This is a genomic window from Oceanisphaera sp. (assembly GCF_048268965.1).
Classification (GTDB): Bacteria; Pseudomonadota; Gammaproteobacteria; order Enterobacterales; family Aeromonadaceae; genus Oceanimonas.
This window is the reverse complement of sequence record NZ_JBLWUK010000036.1, coordinates 1-19,929: the sequence shown is the minus strand read 5'-3', so window position 1 is coordinate 19,929 and position 19,929 is coordinate 1. Positions and strand designations below refer to the sequence as shown.

14 protein-coding genes and 5 tRNA genes are annotated in these 19,929 nt (G+C 55.1%); 18 read left to right on the top strand and 1 reads right to left on the bottom strand.

From position 1 onward, the window contains the following. Positions 1-57: 57 nt before the first annotated feature. The 4 genes from ACN0VL_RS13400 (at position 58) to birA (ending at position 4,611) form a co-directional block, all read left to right on the top strand. Positions 58-519, top strand: coding sequence for a hypothetical protein (locus ACN0VL_RS13400; RefSeq protein WP_417618187.1), 462 nt, complete (start codon positions 58-60; stop codon positions 517-519). A 58-nt stretch (positions 520-577) separates the two neighbouring features. Then, a complete protein-coding gene (locus ACN0VL_RS13395) occupies positions 578-2,509 on the top strand; it encodes a DNA topoisomerase III (RefSeq protein WP_417618185.1) in 1,932 nt (643 codons plus the stop codon). 102 nt (positions 2,510-2,611) lie between these two features. After that, a complete protein-coding gene (murB, locus tag ACN0VL_RS13390; RefSeq protein WP_417618183.1) occupies positions 2,612-3,646 on the top strand; it encodes a UDP-N-acetylmuramate dehydrogenase in 1,035 nt (344 codons plus the stop codon). After that, positions 3,634-4,611, top strand: coding sequence for a bifunctional biotin--[acetyl-CoA-carboxylase] ligase/biotin operon repressor BirA (gene birA / locus ACN0VL_RS13385; RefSeq protein ID WP_417618181.1), 978 nt, complete (start codon positions 3,634-3,636; stop codon positions 4,609-4,611). The genes murB and birA overlap by 13 nt, the downstream gene beginning before the upstream one ends. Before the next feature lie 92 nt (positions 4,612-4,703). Here the strand turns inward: birA and coaA are convergent, their stop codons facing one another. Then, positions 4,704-5,645, bottom strand: coding sequence for a type I pantothenate kinase (gene coaA, locus ACN0VL_RS13380; protein WP_417618179.1), 942 nt, complete (start codon positions 5,643-5,645; stop codon positions 4,704-4,706). 250 nt (positions 5,646-5,895) lie between these two features. Between coaA and ACN0VL_RS13375 the strand changes: the two genes are divergently transcribed. From ACN0VL_RS13375 to rpoC, 14 genes are all read left to right on the top strand, one after another. Continuing rightward, positions 5,896-5,971, top strand: a tRNA-Thr gene (locus ACN0VL_RS13375). A gap of 9 nt (positions 5,972-5,980) precedes the next feature. Then, positions 5,981-6,065, top strand: a tRNA-Tyr gene (locus tag ACN0VL_RS13370). Positions 6,066-6,142: 77 nt separating this feature from the next. Then, positions 6,143-6,217 (top strand) — tRNA-Gly (locus tag ACN0VL_RS13365). A gap of 4 nt (positions 6,218-6,221) precedes the next feature. After that, positions 6,222-6,297 (top strand) — tRNA-Thr (locus ACN0VL_RS13360). Between the two features lie 196 nt (positions 6,298-6,493). Continuing rightward, on the top strand, positions 6,494-7,678 hold the full coding sequence (gene tuf, locus ACN0VL_RS13355; RefSeq protein ID WP_417618177.1) for an elongation factor Tu: 1,185 nt from the start codon (positions 6,494-6,496) through the stop codon (positions 7,676-7,678). A 51-nt stretch (positions 7,679-7,729) separates the two neighbouring features. Beyond that, positions 7,730-7,806 (top strand) — tRNA-Trp (locus tag ACN0VL_RS13350). A gap of 67 nt (positions 7,807-7,873) precedes the next feature. Then, a complete protein-coding gene (gene secE, locus ACN0VL_RS13345; RefSeq protein ID WP_417618175.1) occupies positions 7,874-8,245 on the top strand; it encodes a preprotein translocase subunit SecE in 372 nt (123 codons plus the stop codon). Between the two features lie 30 nt (positions 8,246-8,275). Further along, positions 8,276-8,803 carry a transcription termination/antitermination protein NusG gene (gene nusG / locus ACN0VL_RS13340; protein WP_417618201.1) on the top strand — a complete coding sequence of 176 codons (528 nt, stop codon included), beginning with the start codon at positions 8,276-8,278 and terminating at the stop codon, positions 8,801-8,803. 127 nt (positions 8,804-8,930) lie between these two features. Continuing rightward, positions 8,931-9,359 carry a 50S ribosomal protein L11 gene (gene rplK, locus ACN0VL_RS13335; protein WP_417618173.1) on the top strand — a complete coding sequence of 143 codons (429 nt, stop codon included), beginning with the start codon at positions 8,931-8,933 and terminating at the stop codon, positions 9,357-9,359. A 4-nt stretch (positions 9,360-9,363) separates the two neighbouring features. Next, a complete protein-coding gene (gene rplA, locus ACN0VL_RS13330) occupies positions 9,364-10,059 on the top strand; it encodes a 50S ribosomal protein L1 (protein WP_417618171.1) in 696 nt (231 codons plus the stop codon). A 241-nt stretch (positions 10,060-10,300) separates the two neighbouring features. After that, positions 10,301-10,804, top strand: coding sequence for a 50S ribosomal protein L10 (gene rplJ / locus ACN0VL_RS13325; RefSeq protein WP_417618169.1), 504 nt, complete (start codon positions 10,301-10,303; stop codon positions 10,802-10,804). Between the two features lie 54 nt (positions 10,805-10,858). Further along, the gene (rplL, locus tag ACN0VL_RS13320; RefSeq protein ID WP_417618167.1) at positions 10,859-11,224 is read left to right on the top strand and encodes a 50S ribosomal protein L7/L12; all 366 of its coding nucleotides are present in this window, start codon (positions 10,859-10,861) and stop codon (positions 11,222-11,224) included. A gap of 224 nt (positions 11,225-11,448) precedes the next feature. Further along, complete coding sequence (rpoB, locus tag ACN0VL_RS13315; protein WP_417618165.1) at positions 11,449-15,477, top strand: DNA-directed RNA polymerase subunit beta; 4,029 nt, start codon at positions 11,449-11,451, stop codon at positions 15,475-15,477. Positions 15,478-15,560: 83 nt separating this feature from the next. Further along, positions 15,561-19,766: a DNA-directed RNA polymerase subunit beta' gene (gene rpoC, locus ACN0VL_RS13310; protein ID WP_417618163.1), complete on the top strand. Its 4,206-nt coding sequence runs from the start codon at positions 15,561-15,563 to the stop codon at positions 19,764-19,766. The last annotated feature ends 163 nt before the right edge of the window (positions 19,767-19,929 follow it).

The window sequence follows — 19,929 nt, the reverse complement described above, 5'->3', positions numbered from 1 at the left end:
CAGCTAAACTGGCTCTCTTAAACAGCAATAAATTCTCAAGCAGCGGCGGAGTGGTAAATGGATAGTAAAGCGTGGGCATTGTGTTTTCTCGATGAAGGGGTGGCCTTGTCGGTGATCAGCCGAAAAGAAACCCGTTGCCAGTGGCTGAGTGATGAAGAACATGCGCGACACTACCTGCTGCACGATTATGTGAGCTATGTTGCCGAGTTGGGTGAGCTGGATGCACAACAAACTGCCGCCGCCACCGAGCGGTTCGAGCTGCTGATGGAACAATATCCCGAACCGGAAACCCTGGTGGAATACCTCAACGATCTTACCGCTGGCCTGACCCGCATTCTGTGGTTTGGTCCGCTGTCGGCACTGGCTGAAGACTATAGTGACTTTCCGCTGGCGCTGCGCGCCTATTACTGGCAAGAGTATGGCGAAGGCGATGAAGACCCGGTGACTCCGGTAGTGGAAGACGACTGGATTTATCTGGTCGAGTCCATGGACGACTTCCTGCTGCAAGACGATTATTGAATCGAGCCGTTCACAGCTGTTAACCTGTATTCATATACAGTTATTTTAAGCGTGCCACATGATCCTCTATATTGCCGAAAAGCCCAGCCTGGGCCGCGCCCTGGCGGAAGTCTTGCCCAAACCTCAGCAAAAGGGCGATGGCTTTATTCGCCTTGGCAATGGCGATGTAGTCACCTGGTGCATTGGTCATCTGTTGGAGCAGGCGCAGCCCGATGCGTACGATCCCGCTTATAAACAGTGGCGGCTGGAGCACCTGCCGATTATCCCTCAGGAATGGAAGCTGGAAGCCAAGCCCAAAACCCGCAGTCAGTTGACGGTCGTTAAAAAGCTGCTCAAGCAAGCCACCGACATCGTCCATGTGGGGGACCCGGATAGAGAAGGCCAGTTGCTGGTGGATGAGGTGATCAGTTTTTGTGGCGTTCCTGCCACCAAACGGGCCCGGGTGCAGCGCTGTTTGATCAGTGACCTTAACCCCGGCGCGGTCAAAAAGGCACTGGCCTCCCTGAAACCCAATAAAGAGTTTGTCCCCCTGTCGGTGTCGGCACTGGCTCGCTCCCGGGCCGATTGGCTGTATGGCATCAACATGAGCCGGCTCTGTACCCTGCAGGGGCAAAAGATGGGCTATCAGGGCGTGCTGTCGGTGGGGCGGGTACAAACGCCGGTACTGGGGCTGGTGGTGCGGCGCGATCAGGAGATCGCCGACTTTGTTGCCAAGCCTTATTACGAAGTACTGGCATTGCTGCAAACCGACGATCTGGCGCAGTTTAAAGCCAAATGGCAACCCAGCGAGGCCTGTGCGCCCTGGCAGGATGAAGAGGGCCGGGTGCTATCGCGCGCCCTGGCAGAAAATGTCATCAAGCGCATTACGGGTCAGCCGGGGCGGGTAAGTGGCGCCGAGCGCAAGGTGCGCAACCAGGCGCCGCCGCTGCCCTACAACCTGTCTGCACTGCAAATAGATGCGGCACGCCGCTTCGGTTTCAGCGCCAAGCAGGTATTGGATATCTGTCAGGTATTGTACGAACGCCACAAGCTGCTTACCTATCCCCGCTCCGATAATCGTTATCTGCCCGTCGATCATTTTCATCAGGCCGGTGCCGTGACGGCGGCGGTGGCAAAAACCAGCCCGGAGCTGGCAACCGCGGTAGCCGAGGCGGATCTCGGCTTGCGCAGCAAGGCCTGGAACGATAAAAAAGTGGCCGCGCATCACGCCATTATTCCCACCGCCAAAACCATGGACGGCAGCAAGCTGTCCAGTGCCGAGCAACACATCTATCGTCTGGTGGCGCGACAATACCTGGCCCAGTTTTATCCGCCCTGGAGCTATGAAGACAAGCGCCTGGAGGTCGAGATTGCGGGCGGCTGCTTTGTGGCAACCGCCAGGCAGACGATCAAACCGGGCTGGAAAACCCTGTTTGCCCAGCAAGGCAAGCAAGCGGAAGATGAGGAGGAAGCATTACCCACCTCCTTACCCGACCTCAAGGTAGGGGACCCCCTGTTGTGCCTGCAGGGGGAGCTGCTCGACAAGCTGACTCAGCCGCCGCGGTACTTTACCGATGCCACCCTGCTGGCCGCCATGACCCATATCGCGCGCTATGTGACCGACGGCGAGCTGAAGAAAATACTGCGCGATACCGATGGCCTGGGCACAGAGGCGACGCGGGCCGGTATTATCGAATTGCTGTTCAGCCGGCAGTTTTTACGTCGCGAAGGCAAGCAGATCCGTGCCAACGAAGCGGGCACCAAACTGATTGCCAGCCTGCCGGCGTCGGCCACCACGCCGGACATGACGGCGCGATGGGAGTCGGTACTGGACGCCATTAGTCGCAGGCAGGCGGGGTATCAGGCCTTTATGACCGAACTGGAAGCGTCTTTGCCCCAACTGATTGCCCAGGTGGATGCCGATGCCTTTAAAGGCCTGCAAGGTGGCGCCAGGCCCAAGGCGTTTCGTAAACGAAAGCCCCGCGCCAAAGGGGTGAAGCGTAAAGCGTAAGCTGGAAAACACCCAGTTTGTAGACAGCTGCTGTTACGCCTTACTCCTCACATCTCACGAGTTAAGGTACACTTGGCCGGCATTTACTCAGGAATCATCATCATGCAGTTCACCTCGGCTTCACTCGCCCCCTATAACACCTTTGGCCTGACTCAAACCGCCGAACAGCTGGTGCTGTTGACCGAGCGCGAGCAACTCTCTCATATCTGGCAAGCCGGGCAGGGCGCGCCCTTACTGGTGGTGGGGGAAGGCTCGAATGTACTGTTTACCGCGCCTTTTCGCGGGCTGGTGCTGGTCAACCGGCTGAAGGGCATCAAGGTCACCGAGACCGAAGACGCCTGGTTGCTGCAGGTGGAGGGGGGCGAGAACTGGCATCAGCTGGTGTGCTGGAGCCTGGAACAAGGGATGCCGGGGCTGGAAAACCTGGCGTTGATCCCGGGCACAGTGGGAGCATCGCCCATTCAGAATATTGGTGCCTATGGCGTCGAGCTGGCGCAATTTTGCCAGCAGGTAGAAAGTGTCGACTGGCATAGTGGTGAAACGCATTACTGGGCGGCGGCGGACTGTGCCTTTGGCTATCGCGATAGCGTATTCAAGCAGGGCGCGCGCCATCACCTGATCCTGAGTGTCACCCTGCGCCTGCCCAAGGCCTGGCAGCCGGTGCTGCGTTACGGTTCCCTGGCCGAGCTGGGCGAGACGGCCACTGCCCGGCAAATATGCGACCGGGTCTGTGCCACCCGCCAGGCGAAGCTGCCGGATCCCGCGGTGCTGGGTAACGCGGGCAGTTTCTTTAAAAACCCCAAGGTGGTCACGGCGCAAGCCGAGGCGCTGAAGCTGGCCTGGCCAGAATTGCCGGTGTTTGCTGCCGAGCCGGGCTGGAGCAAGCTGGCGGCGGGCTGGTTGATTGACCAGGCGGGCCTCAAGGGCACGCGGGTCGGCGGGGCCGGTGTGCATACCGAGCAGGCACTGGTGCTGGTTAACCATGGTGGAGCAACCGCAGAAGACGTGCTGCGGCTGGCAGCCCGGGTACGCGAGCGGGTAGAGCAGCTGTTTGGGGTGCGCCTGGATCCCGAGGTGCGCATGATGGGCAGCGAGGGAGAAACACATCTGGACGAGGCGCTGGCATGTCTGAGCTAACCCCCCTGCGTCAGCAGTTGTTGACGCTGCTTGCCGACGGGCAGTTTCATTCCGGTGAGCAGTTGGGCGAGCAGCTGGCGGTGAGCCGGGCCGCAGTCGGCAAGCATATTCAGGCCGTTAAAGCGCTGGGGCTGGAAATCTACAGTGTCAGTGGCAAGGGCTACAAGCTGGCCGTGCCGCTGCAGTTGCTGGATCAGGAACGTCTCAGTCGCGAGCTGGCGCCCGGACGGGTAGATCTGGTACCTGTGATAGGCTCGACCAATCAACACTGGATGGCCTCGCTGGCAGAGCTGAACAACGGCGACATATGTGTGGCCGAGTGTCAGACGGCCGGTCGGGGACGACGCGGTCGCACCTGGATTTCTCCCTTCGGCGGTCAGCTGATCATGAGCATGTACTGGCGCCTGGAGCAGGGCATGGCGGCGGCCATGGGCTTGAGTCTGGTGGTCGGTATTGCGGCGGTTGAAGCGCTCGAAGCGCAGGGCTTTGCGGGAGTCGAACTGAAATGGCCCAACGATTTATACCTGAACGGCCGTAAACTGGCGGGTATTCTGGTCGAAATGTCCGGCACTGCCGGTGGCCCTTGCCAGCTGGTGATCGGCATGGGGCTCAACCTGCTGCTGCCCCAAACGGAGCAGGCGCGCATTACGCAACCCTGGGCGGAACTGACCGACATCGGCCCTGTTGTCGATCGCAACGGCTTGGTGATCGCACTGAGTCGGCAGCTGCAACTCAGTCTCGAATTGTTTGAACAAGAGGGCATAGCGGCCTTTCGCGAACAATGGAATCGGCTGGATTATTTTAACGGCAAGCCGGTGCGGGTACTGATGGGCGAGCAGGAAATACACGGCACCGCCCGGGGTATAGACGCCCAGGGTGCGCTGCTGCTGGAGCTGGAAGACGGGGAAATCAAACGCTTTTTGGGAGGCGAAATCTCGTTGCGCGGAGAAAGGCCCCGCTCGTAAGGTGCGAGGGGGAAAAGAGTAAGGCAAGCTTCAGGGGGCGGCAGATGGTTTCATCTGGTTTCCCTCACTCCTACCCTTCACGGCCGCCAGGCTTATTTCTTCAGCCAGACTTGCTCTATGCCGTGCTCCATGCCTTTGGTTAACACCAACTCCGCCCGGTCTTTGGTGGGCAGAATATTTTGTTTCAGGTTCTTGTAGTTGATTTCCTGCCAGATGCGACTGGCGGTGGCCACCGCTTCTTCTTCGGTCAGCTGGGCGTAGTGATGGAAGTAGGAGTCGGGGTTGGTAAAGGCGCCGGAGCGTAATTTAAGAAAGCGCTCCACATACCAGGTTTTTAGCAGGCGTTCGTCGGCGTCGACAAAAATAGAAAAATCCACGAAGTCCGAGACAAACACGCGATGGGGTTCGTGAGGATAGTCCATGCCGCTTTGCAGCACATTCAGGCCTTCGATAATGACGATATCCGGCTGCTCGACCACTTCCACTTCGTTCGGTATCACATCGTAGCTCAGGTGAGAGTACAGGGGCGCCGTGACTCTGGGTTTGCCGGACTTGATATCGGAGACAAATTTCACCAGTCGGCGAATGTCATAAGACTGGGGAAAACCCTTGCGACGCATCAGGCCCCGTTCTTCCAGTACCGCATTGGGATAGAGGAAGCCGTCCGTGGTCACCAGTGCCACCTTGGGATGCTGCGGCCAGCGAGCCAGCAAGGCCTCCAGTATGCGGGCGGTGGTGCTTTTACCTACCGCCACCGAGCCGGCAATGCTGATGATATAGGGCACGTGGGATGGTTCTTTACGCAGAAACTGTTCCAGTACCTTGCTGCGGCGCTTTTTGGCCTTGATGTACAGGTTGAGCAGGCGAGACAGGGGCAGGTAGATGTCTCTGACCTCGGCCAGTGACACCTTGTCGTTGATGCCGCGCAGGCGAGTAAGCTCGGCTTCGCTCAGCGGCTGATGCACCGTATCACGCAGTTCTGACCAGGCTTCGCGAGAAAAGGCCAAATAAGGGGAGTCGTTATCTATCGTCATGAAGGATGTCCTGTGTGTTGCTTGGCGACGATACACCAAGGTGTCAGAATGAACAAGCTGGCAGCCGACTCCGGTGACGGCCAGCATTGAGTCAATATTCGGCACTCGGCTGGCGAGCTTTTCGCCGCAGGGCCATGAAAACAGGTGGATCTGCGCATTAATTGCGCACTTGAGCGGGCTAAAGCAAAAACTTGGGACAAAGGTATTGCATAGCATTGCGGCCTTGGCCTAGAATTCGCCTCGTTCTAGTGCCGGCATAGCTCAGTTGGTAGAGCAACTGACTTGTAATCAGTAGGTCCCGAGTTCGACTCTTGGTGCCGGCACCATTAAAATTCGGAGGAGTTCCCGAGCGGCCAAAGGGATCAGACTGTAAATCTGACGGCTCAGCCTTCGCTGGTTCGAATCCAGCCTCCTCCACCATTTTATGGGTATCGTTGACGTGACGGTATCTGGTTTAGTACATTGGCCCAGAGCCGACGTGTTAAACACAGCGTTTTGCGGGCATCGTATAATGGCTATTACCTCAGCCTTCCAAGCTGATGATGCGGGTTCGATTCCCGCTGCCCGCTCCAATTTGCTGATATAGCTCAGTTGGTAGAGCGCACCCTTGGTAAGGGTGAGGTCCCCAGTTCGAATCCGGGTATCAGCACCAGTTTCTACTTCCCCCACTTTGTTACTTCCCGTCCCAAAATTTAAAATCCCCCTATATCCCTGATGTTGGCGTTACTACACAGTAAAACCGGTTGTTGCTGCTCTGCTCTTGACTTTCCTCGGTTCCGTGACTTTTGATATATACTTTCAGGTGTGCTTGTGGTATCGCGACCACTCAACCTGTGAGAGGAATCAGCATGTCTAAGGAAAAGTTTGAACGTAACAAGCCGCACGTCAATGTGGGCACCATCGGCCATGTTGACCACGGTAAAACCACGCTGACGGCAGCGATTACGACGGTACTGGCCAAAAAAATGGGCGGTAGCGCTCGCGGCTATGACCAGATAGATAACGCCCCGGAAGAAAAGGCGCGGGGTATTACCATTGCGGCTTCTCACGTTGAGTACGACACCGAAACGCGCCACTATGCGCACGTTGACTGCCCCGGTCACGCCGACTACGTAAAAAACATGATCACCGGTGCGGCGCAGATGGACGGTGCCATTCTCGTGGTGGCGGCCACCGACGGCCCCATGCCGCAAACCCGCGAACACATACTGCTGGCTCGCCAGGTGGGCGTGCCTTACATAGTGGTGTTCATGAACAAGTGCGACATGGTGGACGACGAAGAACTGCTCGAATTGGTCGAAATGGAAATCCGCGAGCTGCTGACCGAGTACGAGTTCCCGGGTGACGACACCCCGGTGATCCAGGGGTCTGCCCTTAAGGGGCTGGAAGGCGATCCTGTATGGGAGCCCAAAATCCTGGAGTTGGCCGATGCCCTCGACTCCTACATTCCCGAGCCGGAACGAGCCGTTGACGGGGCTTTCCTGTTGCCCATTGAAGACGTGTTTTCCATTCAGGGGCGAGGCACTGTGGTGACCGGGCGTATCGAGCGGGGCATTATCAAGGTGGGCGAAGAAATTGAAATCGTCGGCATCAAGGACACCACTAAAAGCACCTGTACCGGCGTGGAGATGTTTCGCAAATTGCTGGATGAGGGACGAGCCGGTGAAAACGTGGGCATATTGCTGCGCGGTACCAAACGCGAAGACGTCGAGCGTGGGCAGGTGCTGGCCAAGCCCGGCTCCATTAACCCGCACACCGGCTTTCAGTCGGAAGTCTACATACTGTCGAAAGAGGAAGGAGGGCGCCATACGCCGTTCTTTAGAGGCTATCGCCCCCAGTTTTATTTTCGCACCACAGACGTCACCGGCACCATAGAGCTGGATGATGGCGTGGACATGGTGATGCCGGGGGACAACATTCATATGGCGGTTAATTTAATTGCGCCCATCGCCATGGAAGAAGGGCTGCGCTTCGCGATTCGTGAAGGTGGACGCACCGTAGGTGCCGGTGTGGTTGCTAAAATCACCGAGTAATTCCGCTTACAATCCCAGCAGAAAGCCCTTATAATACGGGCTTTCTTGTATAGGGGCGTAGTTCCAATTGGTAGAACGGCGGTCTCCAAAACCGACGGTTGGGGGTTCGAGTCCCTCCGCCCCTGCCACTTACCTCGCCAACAGCGGGGTTTTCGCGTCTGTGACAGACTCAAGTTTTTTTAAACGGGTAGCCTTATGAGTGCAAACATTGAGAACCAGAGCGGGGCCAAAGACACCCTGTTATGGGGGTTGGTGTTCATTATTTTGATTGCGGCCGTGGTCGTTAATTCTTTTTATAGTGAGCTGCCGGTGGCCATTCGTGCTGCTGGTGTGGTGGTGGCATTGGGCGTAGCAGCTCTGCTGGCCTATCAAACTAACAAAGGCAAGACGAGCTTCGCCTTTGCCAAGGAATCCCGTCTGGAAATGCGTAAAGTCGTGTGGCCTAATCGCCAGGAAGCGATTCAGACGACTCTAATTGTATTGGCCGTCACCGCTTTGGTTGGCCTGTTTCTGTTTTTGCTGGATGGCTTGCTGGTATGGCTGGTCAATCTGGTCACCGGAGTATAAGGATTCACCATGTCTGAACCAGAACAAAGAATGCGTTGGTATGTAGTCCAGGCGTTTTCCGGGTATGAAGGCCGCGTGTCCAAGTCGTTGGTTGAGCATATCAAGATGCACGGCATGGAAGATCAGTTTGGCGAAGTGCTGGTGCCTACCGAAGAAGTGGTAGAAATGCGTGCGGGTCAAAAGCGTAAAAGCGAGCGCAAGTTCTTCCCCGGCTATGTGCTGGTGCAAATGCAGATGAACGATGCCACCTGGCACCTGGTGCGCAGCATTCCTCGCGTCATGGGCTTTATCGGCGGCACGCCCGAGCGTCCGGCCCCTATTTCCGATAAAGAAGCCGATGCGATTCTCAATCGCCTGCAGGATGCGGTTGACAAGCCAAAACCAAAAACCCTGTTCGAGCCGGGCGAAGTGGTTCGGGTATCCGACGGACCTTTTGTCGACTTCAACGGCGTGGTGGAGTCCGTGGATTACGAGAAGAGCCGGGTCAAGGTTTCCGTGCTGATCTTTGGTCGTTCTACACCGGTAGAGCTGGAGTTTGGTCAGGTAGAAAAATCCTGAGTAAAATTCACGCATAAAACTTGCGAGGGGCGGCAAATAACTCTACAATTTGCCGCCCTTTTAATTCAGGGGAGCCGAACAAGAGCTCGACTCTGCGGCGCTATCACCCAATAACGAGGTAATCTCAATGGCTAAGAAAGTACAAGCCTACATCAAGCTGCAGGTTGCAGCTGGTGCAGCTAACCCAAGTCCACCGGTTGGTCCTGCTCTGGGTCAGCACGGCGTTAACATCATGGAATTCTGTAAGGCGTTCAACGCTCGTACAGAAAGCATGGAAAAAGGTTCGCCGATTCCGGTTATCATTACCGTATACAGCGATCGCTCTTTCACCTTCGAAACCAAGACGCCGCCTGCTGCTTACATGTTGCTGAAGGCTGCTGGCGTTAAGTCTGGCTCAGCCAAGCCTAACACTGACAAAGTGGGTACCGTTACCCGCGCTCAGCTGGAAGAAATTGCTGCAGTGAAGCTGCAAGACATGACCGGTGCCGATGTAGATGCCCGTGTTCGCTCTATCGAAGGTACTGCCCGGTCCATGGGCCTGGCAGTGGAGGGTTAAGACGATGGCTAAACTGACTAAGCGTATGCGTACTATCCGTGAGCGTGTAAGCGCCACCAAAGAGTACGAAATCAACGAAGCTGTTGCCCTGTTGCAAGAGCTGGCGACTGCCAAATTCGTAGAAAGCATTGATGTTGCCGTTAACCTGGGCATCGATGCTCGTAAATCCGACCAGAACGTACGTGGCGCCACCGTGCTGCCAAACGGTACCGGTCGTGACGTACGCGTTGCCGTATTTACTCAGGGTGCCAATGCCGAAGCCGCTAAAGAAGCCGGCGCCGAGCTGGTAGGCATGGAAGACCTGGCCGAGCAGGTCAAGCAAGGCGAAATGAACTTCGACGTGGTTATTGCTTCTCCGGATGCAATGCGCGTTGTTGGTCAGCTGGGTCAGATCCTGGGCCCACGCGGCCTGATGCCTAACCCTAAAGTCGGTACTGTAACCCCTAACGTAGCCGAAGCCGTTAAAAACGCCAAAGCTGGTCAGGTACGCTACCGCAACGACAAAAACGGCATCATCCATACCACCATTGGTAAGGTTGATTTCAATGCCGAGAATCTGAAAGGCAACCTGGAAGCTCTGCTGGCCGCACTGAAGCGCGCCAAGCCTGCGTCTTCCAAGGGTGTGTTCATCAAGAAAGTAACTCTGTCCACCACCATGGGTGCCGGCGTTACTATTGAACAGGCTAGCCTGGACGTTTAATAAGCGTTTACAAGGCGCAAAAATGTGCGTAGAATTTTGCGCCTTGTATTTGGTTGGGGGCTTCGACTCCCGTCCAAGACCGCTGGAGACGTTATCGTCTTAATGTTCCAGCGTAGATGGTGCCGGGACCCAGTTAGAAAGCATTCCTTTCTTCTGGAATCTGCCACCTTGGTGTCTCTGACTTTACAGAGGCGTGTGTTTAATCTGGGTTTTATCCCAGGTGGATCCAGGAGTTTAGCCAATGGCATTAAGACTCGAAGACAAAAAGGCAATTGTTGCTGAAGTCAACGAAGCTGCCAAGGGCGCCCTGTCTGCGGTAGTTGCCGATTCTCGTGGCGTTACCGTGGCTGCCATGACCACACTGCGTAAGCAAGCTCGTGAAAACGGTATCTACCTCAAGGTAGTGCGTAACACATTAGCTCGCATCGCGGTTAAAGAGACCAGCTATGAATGCCTGAACGAGGTATTTGTTGGTCCTACCCTGATTGCGTTTTCTAACGAACATCCGGGCGCTGCTGCTCGTCTGTTCAAGGATTTTGCCAAAGAGCAAAACGCATTCGAGGTCAAAGGTCTGGCATACGAGGGCGAATTTATCCCCGCAGCCGATATTGACCGTCTCGCAAAACTGCCGACTTACGACGAAGCAATTGCAAAGCTGATGGCAACTATGAAAGAAGCCTCTGCTGGCAAGCTGGTTCGTACCATCGCTGCCTTGCGCGACCAAAAAGAAGCCGAAGCAGCATAAGCTGTGGTTGGCTGCTTGATAACCAAACACTTCAGAACATTAGGAATTTGAGTCATGTCTATCACTAAAGACCAAATCATTGAAGCCGTTGCAGAAATGTCTGTAATGCAAGTTGTTGAACTGATCGAAGCAATGGAAGAGAAGTTCGGCGTTTCTGCTGCTGCTGCCGTTGCCGTTGCTGGCGATGCTGCTGGTGCTGTTGAAGAGCAGACCGAGTTTGACGTTATGCTGACTGCAGTTGGCGCCAACAAGGTTTCTGTAATCAAAGCCGTACGTGCTGCTACCGGTCTTGGCCTGAAAGAAGCCAAAGGTCTGGTTGAAGCTGCTCCATGTGCCGTTAAAGAAGCACTGGGCAAAGACGAAGCCGAAGCACTGAAGAAAGATCTTGAAGAAGCCGGTGCTTCTGTTGAGCTCAAATAAGCTATTCTATAGCTTAGCGGTCTGAGAAATCAGGCTAGGGCTGGTGAATATTTATTCACCAGCCCTTTTGCGCTGTGGGATGAGAGGAATTTTCACATCGTTTGTGCCTCTCGTTGTACCAGCCATCGGATGTTGTCGAGACGTCCGGTTGACAAGAAACGATGTTATTTAGAGCTGTCCCATTTGGACAGAGTGGGTCACTTATCAGCGAGCTGAGGAACCCTATGGTTTACTCTTACACAGAGAAAAAGCGCATTCGTAAGGACTTCGGTAAACGTGACCAGGTCTTGGACACGCCTTACCTGCTATCAATCCAGCTTGACTCCTTCAAACAGTTTATTGAAGCAGATCCGCAAGGCGAATACGGTTTGGAAGCGGCTTTTCGTAGCGTCTTCCCCATCGCCAGCTATTCTGGCAATGCTGAATTGCAATATGTTAGTTTCCGGCTGGGTGAGCCGGTGTTTGACGTTCAGGAATGTCAAATCCGTGGTGTAACTTACTCGGCGCCGTTACGCGTCAAGTTGCGCATGGTCCTGTACGACAGAGAAGCCGCCCCTGGTACTGTCAAGGACATTAAAGAGCAAGAAGTCTACATGGGCGAAATCCCGCTCATGACTGAAAATGGTACCTTCGTCATCAATGGTACCGAGCGGGTAATTGTCTCCCAGCTGCATCGCAGCCCGGGTGTGTTTTTCGATCACGATCGCGGCAAAACCCACTCTTCGGGTAAGGTTTTGTATAACGCACGTGTGATCCCTTACCGTGGTTCCTGGCTCGATTTTGAGTTTGATGCGAAGGACAACCTGTTCGTTCGTATCGACCGCCGTCGTAAGTTGCCGGCATCCATTATCTTGCGCGCGCTGGAATTCAGCACCGAAGAGATCCTGGAAATGTTCTTCGAAACGACCCGTTTCGAAGTGACTGACGGTAAGCTGATGATGGAGCTCAAGCCTGAGCGCCTGCGTGGTGAAACTGCCTCCTTCGACATTCAGGTCGATGGCGCAGTACTGGTGGAAACCGGACGCCGCATTACTGCCCGCCATATCCGTCAACTGGAAAAGGCCGGCATTGAGAGCATTGAAGTACCGGTGGAATATGCCGTCGGTAAAGTGGTTGCCAAAGACTATGTTAACGCCGACACCGGCGAGCTGGTCATTGCAGCCAACAGCGAGCTGAGCCTGGAAATTCTGGCGAACATGTCTGTGGCCGGCATTAAGCAGTTTGAAACCCTGTTCACCAATGAACTGGATCACGGCGCTTACATGTCTGACACCTTGCGTATCGATACTTCTACCAACCGCCTTGAAGCGCTGGTGGAAATCTACCGCATGATGCGCCCGGGCGAGCCGCCAACCCGTGAAGCCGCTGACACCCTGTTCGAGAACCTGTTCTTCTCGGATGACCGTTACGATCTGTCTACTGTGGGCCGGATGAAATTCAACCGCCGCCTGTTCCGTGACGAGATCCATGGTCCTGGTACCCTGACCAAGTCAGATATCGTTGACGTGATGAAGCGCTTGATCGACATCCGTAACGGTAACGACGAAGTGGACGATATCGACCACCTGGGGAACCGTCGTATTCGCTCCGTGGGCGAAATGGCGGAAAACCAGTTCCGTGTTGGTCTGGTTCGCGTTGAGCGTGCAGTTAGAGAACGTCTGTCATTGGGCGATCTGGACACCCTGATGCCTCAGGACCTGATCAACGCCAAGCCGATTTCGGCGGCGGTGAAAGAGTTCTTTGGCTCCAGCCAGCTGTCCCAGTTTATGGATCAGAACAACCCGCTGTCGGAAGTAACCCACAAGCGCCGTATCTCGGCCCTGGGCCCGGGCGGTCTGACTCGTGAACGTGCCGGCTTTGAGGTGCGAGATGTACACCCGACTCACTACGGTCGTCTGTGTCCTATCGAAACCCCTGAAGGTCCGAACATCGGTCTGATCAACTCCTTGGCGTGCTACTCGCGCACCAACGAATACGGTTTCCTCGAGACCCCGTATCGTAAAGTGATCGACAGTGTCATTACCGATGAAGTGGATTACCTGTCAGCCATCGAAGAAGGTCACTTCGTGATCGCACAGGCGAATGCCGCCATCGATGATGAAGGCCGCTTGCTGGATGAGCTGGTACCGTCCCGTCATAAAGGTGAAGCCACCTATATGAACGCCGATCAGGTGCAGTACATGGACGTGAGTCCACAGCAGGTTATCTCTGTTGCTGCTTCCCTGATTCCGTTCCTCGAGCACGATGATGCTAACCGGGCCTTGATGGGTTCGAACATGCAACGTCAGGCTGTTCCTACCCTGCGCGCCGATAAGCCGCTGGTAGGTACCGGTATCGAGCGTGCGGTTGCGGTTGACTCCGGTGTTACCGAAGTTGCCAAGCGTGGCGGTATCGTCGACTACGCCGATGCTTCACGCATCGTGGTCAAGGTGAACGAAGAAGAGATGACGCCTGGCGAAGCCGGTATCGACATCTACAACCTGACCAAGTACACCCGTTCCAACCAGAACACCTGTATCAACCAGCGTCCTTGTGTGATGCCGGGCGAGCGGGTGCTGGCCGGTGACGTACTGGCCGATGGTCCTTCGACCGATCTGGGCGAACTGGCTCTGGGTCAGAACCTGCGCGTGGCCTTCATGCCATGGAACGGTTACAACTTCGAAGATTCCATCTTGTTGAATGAGCGTCTGGTAGAGCAAGACCGCCTGACCACCATTCATATTCAGGAACTGACTTGTATCTCTCGTGATACCAAGTTGGGCCCTGAAGAGATCACCGCCGACATTCCTAACGTGGGTGAAGCGGCGCTGAGCAAACTGGATGAATCCGGTATCGTATACGTGGGTGCAGAAATGGAACCCGGCGATATCCTGGTTGGCAAGGTAACACCCAAGGGTGAAAGCCAGCTGACTCCTGAGGAGAAGCTGCTGCGAGCTATCTTCGGTGAAAAAGCGTCAGACGTGAAAGATTCGTCACTGCGGGTGCCAAACTCCGTATACGGTACCGTTATCGACGTTCAGGTCTTTACCCGCGATGGCGTGGAAAAAGACAAGCGTGCCCAAGATATTGAGCACATGCAGCTTAAGCAGGCCAAGAAAGACTTGACCGAAGAGTTCAGCATTCTCGAAGACGGCGTATACGCTCGTGCTCGTAATGTGCTGATCGCGTCCGGTATGAGTGCCGAGCAAGTAGCAAAAATAGCCCGTAACCAGTTGCTGGAACAGGCCATTGACGACGAAGCCAAGCAAATCGAGCTGGAGCAGTTAGCCGAGCAGCAGGCCGAGCTGAAAGCCGACTTCGACAAGAAGTTCGAAGACAAGCGTCGCAAGATCACCCAGGGTGATGACCTGGCACCGGGCGTACTGAAAATCGTCAAGGTGTATCTGGCTGTTAAGCGTCGCATTCAGCCGGGTGACAAGATGGCCGGCCGTCACGGTAACAAGGGTGTTATCTCTACTATAGTACCAGTAGAAGATATGCCACATGACGAGCATGGTGTTGCGGTGGATATGGTATTGAACCCGCTGGGTGTACCGTCGCGGATGAACATCGGTCAGATCCTCGAAACGCACCTGGGCCTGGCGGCCAAAGGGCTTGGCGAGAAAATCGACCGCATGATCAAAGAGCAGCAAGAGCTGGCTCGTCTGCGCGAATTCATTCAGGAAGTCTATGACCTGGGTGATGGCACTCGCCAGAAAGTCGACCTGTCTACCTTCAGCGATGAAGAAGTACGGGTACTGGCACACAACTTGCGCCAGGGCGTGCCAATTGCCACACCGGCTTTTGATGGTGCCGATGAGCACGAAATCAAGCGCCTGCTGACCTTGGCTGATCTGCCGGACTCCGGCCAGATCACCCTGTACGACGGCCGTACCGGCAACTCTTTCGAGCGTCCGGTAACCGTGGGCTATATGTACATGCTGAAGTTGAACCACCTGGTGGACGACAAGATGCATGCCCGTTCTACTGGCTCCTACAGTCTGGTCACTCAGCAGCCGCTGGGTGGTAAAGCCCAGTTTGGTGGTCAGCGTTTCGGTGAGATGGAAGTGTGGGCACTGGAAGCATACGGTGCCGCCTATACCTTGCAGGAAATGCTGACGGTCAAGTCGGATGACGTTAACGGTCGTACCAAGATGTATAAAAACATCGTCGATGGCGATCACCGTATGGAGCCGGGCATGCCCGAGTCTTTCAACGTACTGTTGAAAGAAATTCGCTCCCTCGGTATCAACATCGAGCTGGACGAAAGTTAAGGCGAAAGACTGCCCGAGAAATAACGGCGCCCCTTTCCTCTCGGGAGGGGGTGCCCAGGTAGAACTCCTCACAGGAGACTAACGTGAAAGACTTACTTAAGTTTTTGAAAGCGCAGAATAAGACAGAAGAGTTTGACGGGATCAAAATTGGTCTGGCTTCGCCGGACATGATCCGCTCTTGGTCCTATGGCGAAGTCAAAAAGCCTGAGACCATCAACTACCGTACCTTCAAGCCGGAGCGTGACGGTCTTTTCTGTGCCCGGATTTTTGGTCCGGTCAAGGACTATGAGTGTCTGTGTGGTAAGTACAAGCGCCTTAAGCACCGCGGTGTAATCTGCGAAAAGTGTGGCGTTGAAGTTACCCAGACCAAGGTGCGCCGCGAGCGCATGGGACACATCGAACTGGCCAGCCCAGTTGCCCATATTTGGTTTTTGAAGTCCCTGCCTAGCCGCATTGGTTTGTTGCTGGACATGACACTGCGCGATATCGAGCGGGTGCTGTACTTTGAATCCTTCGTGGTTATCGAACCAGGCATGACCAGCCTGGAGCGTGGTCAAATGCTGTCAGAAGAACAGTATCTGGATGCGCTGGAAGAGTGGGGCGATGAGTTTGACGCCAAGATGGGTGCCGAAGCGGTACTGTCCTTGCTGCGCGCCATCGACCTGGAAAGCGAAATTGAAGTGATGCGCGAAGAGCTGGGCCAAACCAACTCCGAAACCAAGCGCAAGAAAATTACCAAGCGTTTCAAGCTGATGGAAGCCTTCCATTTCTCCGGCAACAAGCCCGAGTGGATGGTACTGACGGTGCTGCCTGTGCTGCCACCGGACTTGCGTCCATTGGTACCGCTGGATGGCGGCCGTTTTGCGACTTCTGACCTGAACGATTTATATCGTCGCGTCATTAACCGTAACAACCGTTTGAAGCGCCTGCTGGACCTGGCTGCACCCGATATTATCGTGCGTAACGAAAAGCGGATGCTGCAGGAATCTGTGGATGCCTTGCTGGATAACGGCCGTCGTGGTCGTGCCATTACCGGTTCCAACAAGCGCCCGCTGAAATCCCTGGCCGACATGATCAAGGGTAAGCAGGGTCGTTTCCGTCAGAACCTGCTGGGTAAGCGCGTGGACTACTCCGGTCGTTCCGTTATTACCGTGGGCCCAACTCTGCGTCTGCACCAGTGTGGTCTGCCGAAGAAGATGGCACTTGAGCTGTTCAAGCCCTTCATCTACGGCAAGCTGGAAGCCCGTGGTCTGGCAACCACCATTAAAGCCGCCAAGAAAATGGTTGAGCGCGAAGAGGCCGTGGTCTGGGATATCCTGGATGAGGTGATCCGCGAACACCCAGTGCTGCTTAACCGGGCACCAACCCTGCACCGTTTGGGTATTCAGGCGTTCGAGCCTGTGTTGATCGAAGGTAAAGCGATTCAGCTGCACCCCCTGGTGTGTGCGGCCTATAACGCCGACTTTGATGGTGACCAGATGGCGGTACACGTACCGCTGACCATTGAAGCGCAGCTTGAAGCCCGCGCCTTGATGATGTCGACCAACAACATACTGTCACCGGCCAACGGCGAACCTATCATAGTTCCTTCACAGGACGTGGTATTGGGTCTGTATTACATGACCCGCGACAAGATCAACGCCAAGGGCGAAGGCATGCTGTTGACCAGCGCCAAAGAAGCGGAAAAGGTCTATCGTGCCGGCCATGCCGAGCTGCATGCCAAGGTGAAAATACGCATCACCGACTTCGAACGCATGGAAGACGGCAGCGAAGTGGAAGTCACGGCGATTCGTGAAACCACTATCGGTCGTGCCATCCTGAGCCTGATCGTACCCAAGGGTCTGCCATTCAGCATGATCGATCAGGCCATGGGCAAGAAGCAGATCTCCAAGCTGCTGAACGGTTGTTACCGTCGTCTGGGCCTGAAAGATACCGTTATCTTCGCGGATCAGCTGATGTATACCGGTTTCCATTACGCGACTCTGTCTGGCGTATCAGTCGGTATCAACGACATGGTGATCCCGGATGCTAAGAAAGTCATCATTGCCGACGCCGAAGCCGAAGTAAGCGAAATCCAGGAGCAGTTCCAGTCTGGTCTGGTTACTGCGGGTGAGCGCTACAACAAGGTTATCGATATCTGGGCCAGCGCCAACGAGAAAGTGTCCAAGGCGATGATGGAAAACCTGTCTAAAGACAAGGTGACCGACCGTGACGGCAATGAAGTGCTGCAGGACTCGTTCAACAGCATCTTCATGATGGCCGACTCGGGCGCTCGAGGCAGTGCCGCCCAGATCCGTCAGTTGGCGGGTATGCGTGGTCTGATGGCCAAGCCCGATGGATCCATCATTGAAACGCCGATTATCGCGAACTTCCGTGAAGGCTTGAACGTACTCCAGTACTTCAACTCCACTCACGGTGCGCGTAAAGGTCTGGCGGATACCGCACTTAAAACGGCAAACTCCGGTTATCTGACTCGTCGTCTGGTCGACGTGGCACAGGATCTGGTTATTACCACCGATGACTGTGGCACTTTCGATGGCCTGTGGATCACCTCCCTGATCGAAGGTGGTGACGTAGTTGAACCATTGCGTGAGCGCGTATTGGGCCGGGTAGTGGCCGAAGACGTGATCCGCCCTGGCACCGACAGCGAAATTTTGGTGGCGCGTAACACCCTGCTCGACGAAAAGTGGTGTGACGAGTTGGAAGACAGCTCAGTCGACCGCATCAAGGTGCGTTCTGTTATCTCTTGTGATAACGACCACGGCGTGTGTGCACATTGTTACGGCCGTGACCTGGCCCGTGGCCACCTGGTAAACCAGGGCGAAGCGGTGGGTGTTATCGCTGCTCAGTCTATCGGTGAACCCGGTACCCAGCTGACCATGCGTACCTTCCACATCGGTGGTGCGGCATCACGAGCGGCAGCAGAAAACAGCATTCAGGTGAAAAACGCCGGTGCCTTGAAACTGCAAAACGCCAAGTTCGTTACCAACAATGATGGCAAGACCGTCATCGTATCGCGTTCTTCCGAGCTGACCATTATCGATGAGATGGGTCAAACCCGCGAAAACCACAAGCTGCCTTACGGCGCCTTGCTGGACAGGGCGGATGGCGAGCAGGTGCAGGTTGGTCAGGTAGTAGCAACCTGGGACCCGCACACTCACCCGATCGTCACCGAAGTGGCGGGCCACGTTAAGTTCATCGACATGATTGATGGCGTGACCATCAGCCGTCAAACCGATGAGCTGACCGGTCTGTCCAGCATAGTGATCATGGATGTGAACGAACGTCCGGCTTCTGGTAAGGATTTGCGTCCTACCGTTAAGCTGATTGACGACCACGGTCAGGATGTGATCATTCCCGGCACCGACTTGTCAGCCCTGTACTTCTTGCCTGGCCGCGCGATTGTGAGCCTGGAAGATGGTGCCGTGGTAAACGTGGGTGACGCGATTGCGCGTATTCCGCAGGAGTCCAGTGGTACCAAGGATATTACCGGTGGTCTGCCACGGGTTGCTGACTTGTTTGAAGCTCGTCAACCGAAAGAACCGGCTATTTTGGCGGAGATTTCGGGCACCATTTCATTCGGTAAAGAAACCAAAGGCAAGCGCCGCCTGGTGATCACTCCGCTGGATGGTAACAATGCTTTCGAAGAGATGATCCACAAGTGGCGTCACCTCAACGTGTTTGAAGGTGAGAAGGTCGAAAAAGGTGAAGTACTGGCCGATGGCCCGGAATCACCACACGATATCCTGCGTTTGCGTGGCATCAGCCCCGTGGCCAACTATATCGTGAACGAAGTGCAAGAGGTTTACCGCTTGCAGGGCGTTAAGATCAACGACAAGCACATCGAAACCATTGTCCGTCAGATGTTGCGCCGCGCCGAAATTATAGACTCGGGTGATTCCGAATTCATTGCCGGTGAACAAGCGGAAGTGGTACGTATCCGTCAGGCCAACCGTGCATTGGAAGCGGCAGGCAAGCAGCCAGTCGTTTACCGTCATGTGCTGATGGGGATCACCAAGGCTTCTTTGAGCACCGAATCTTTCATCTCGGCGGCGTCCTTCCAGGAAACCACTCGAGTACTGACCGAAGCAGCCGTTTCCGGCAAGGTAGACGATTTGCGCGGTCTGAAAGAAAACGTGATAGTAGGTCGTCTGGTACCGGCAGGTACTGGTTTTGCCTACCATCAGGGACGTAATACCAAGCGTGACCCAGAGCAGCAAGTGCCTGTCTCGGCTGATGAAGTCGAACAGAATCTGGCTAACCTGTTGAACGCAGCTGGTAAAGAATAACGATTATCTCGACTCGCTGATAAGACAAAGGCTCCCGCAAGGGGGCCTTTTTTTATTCTGTAAGGGGTGAGGTGTAATACCAAACTGAGTAATACCAAACAGATTAAATAGCAGATCTATTTTCTTGCTCTATAAAGGTCGGATAAAGGGCCTCCTCCACCGA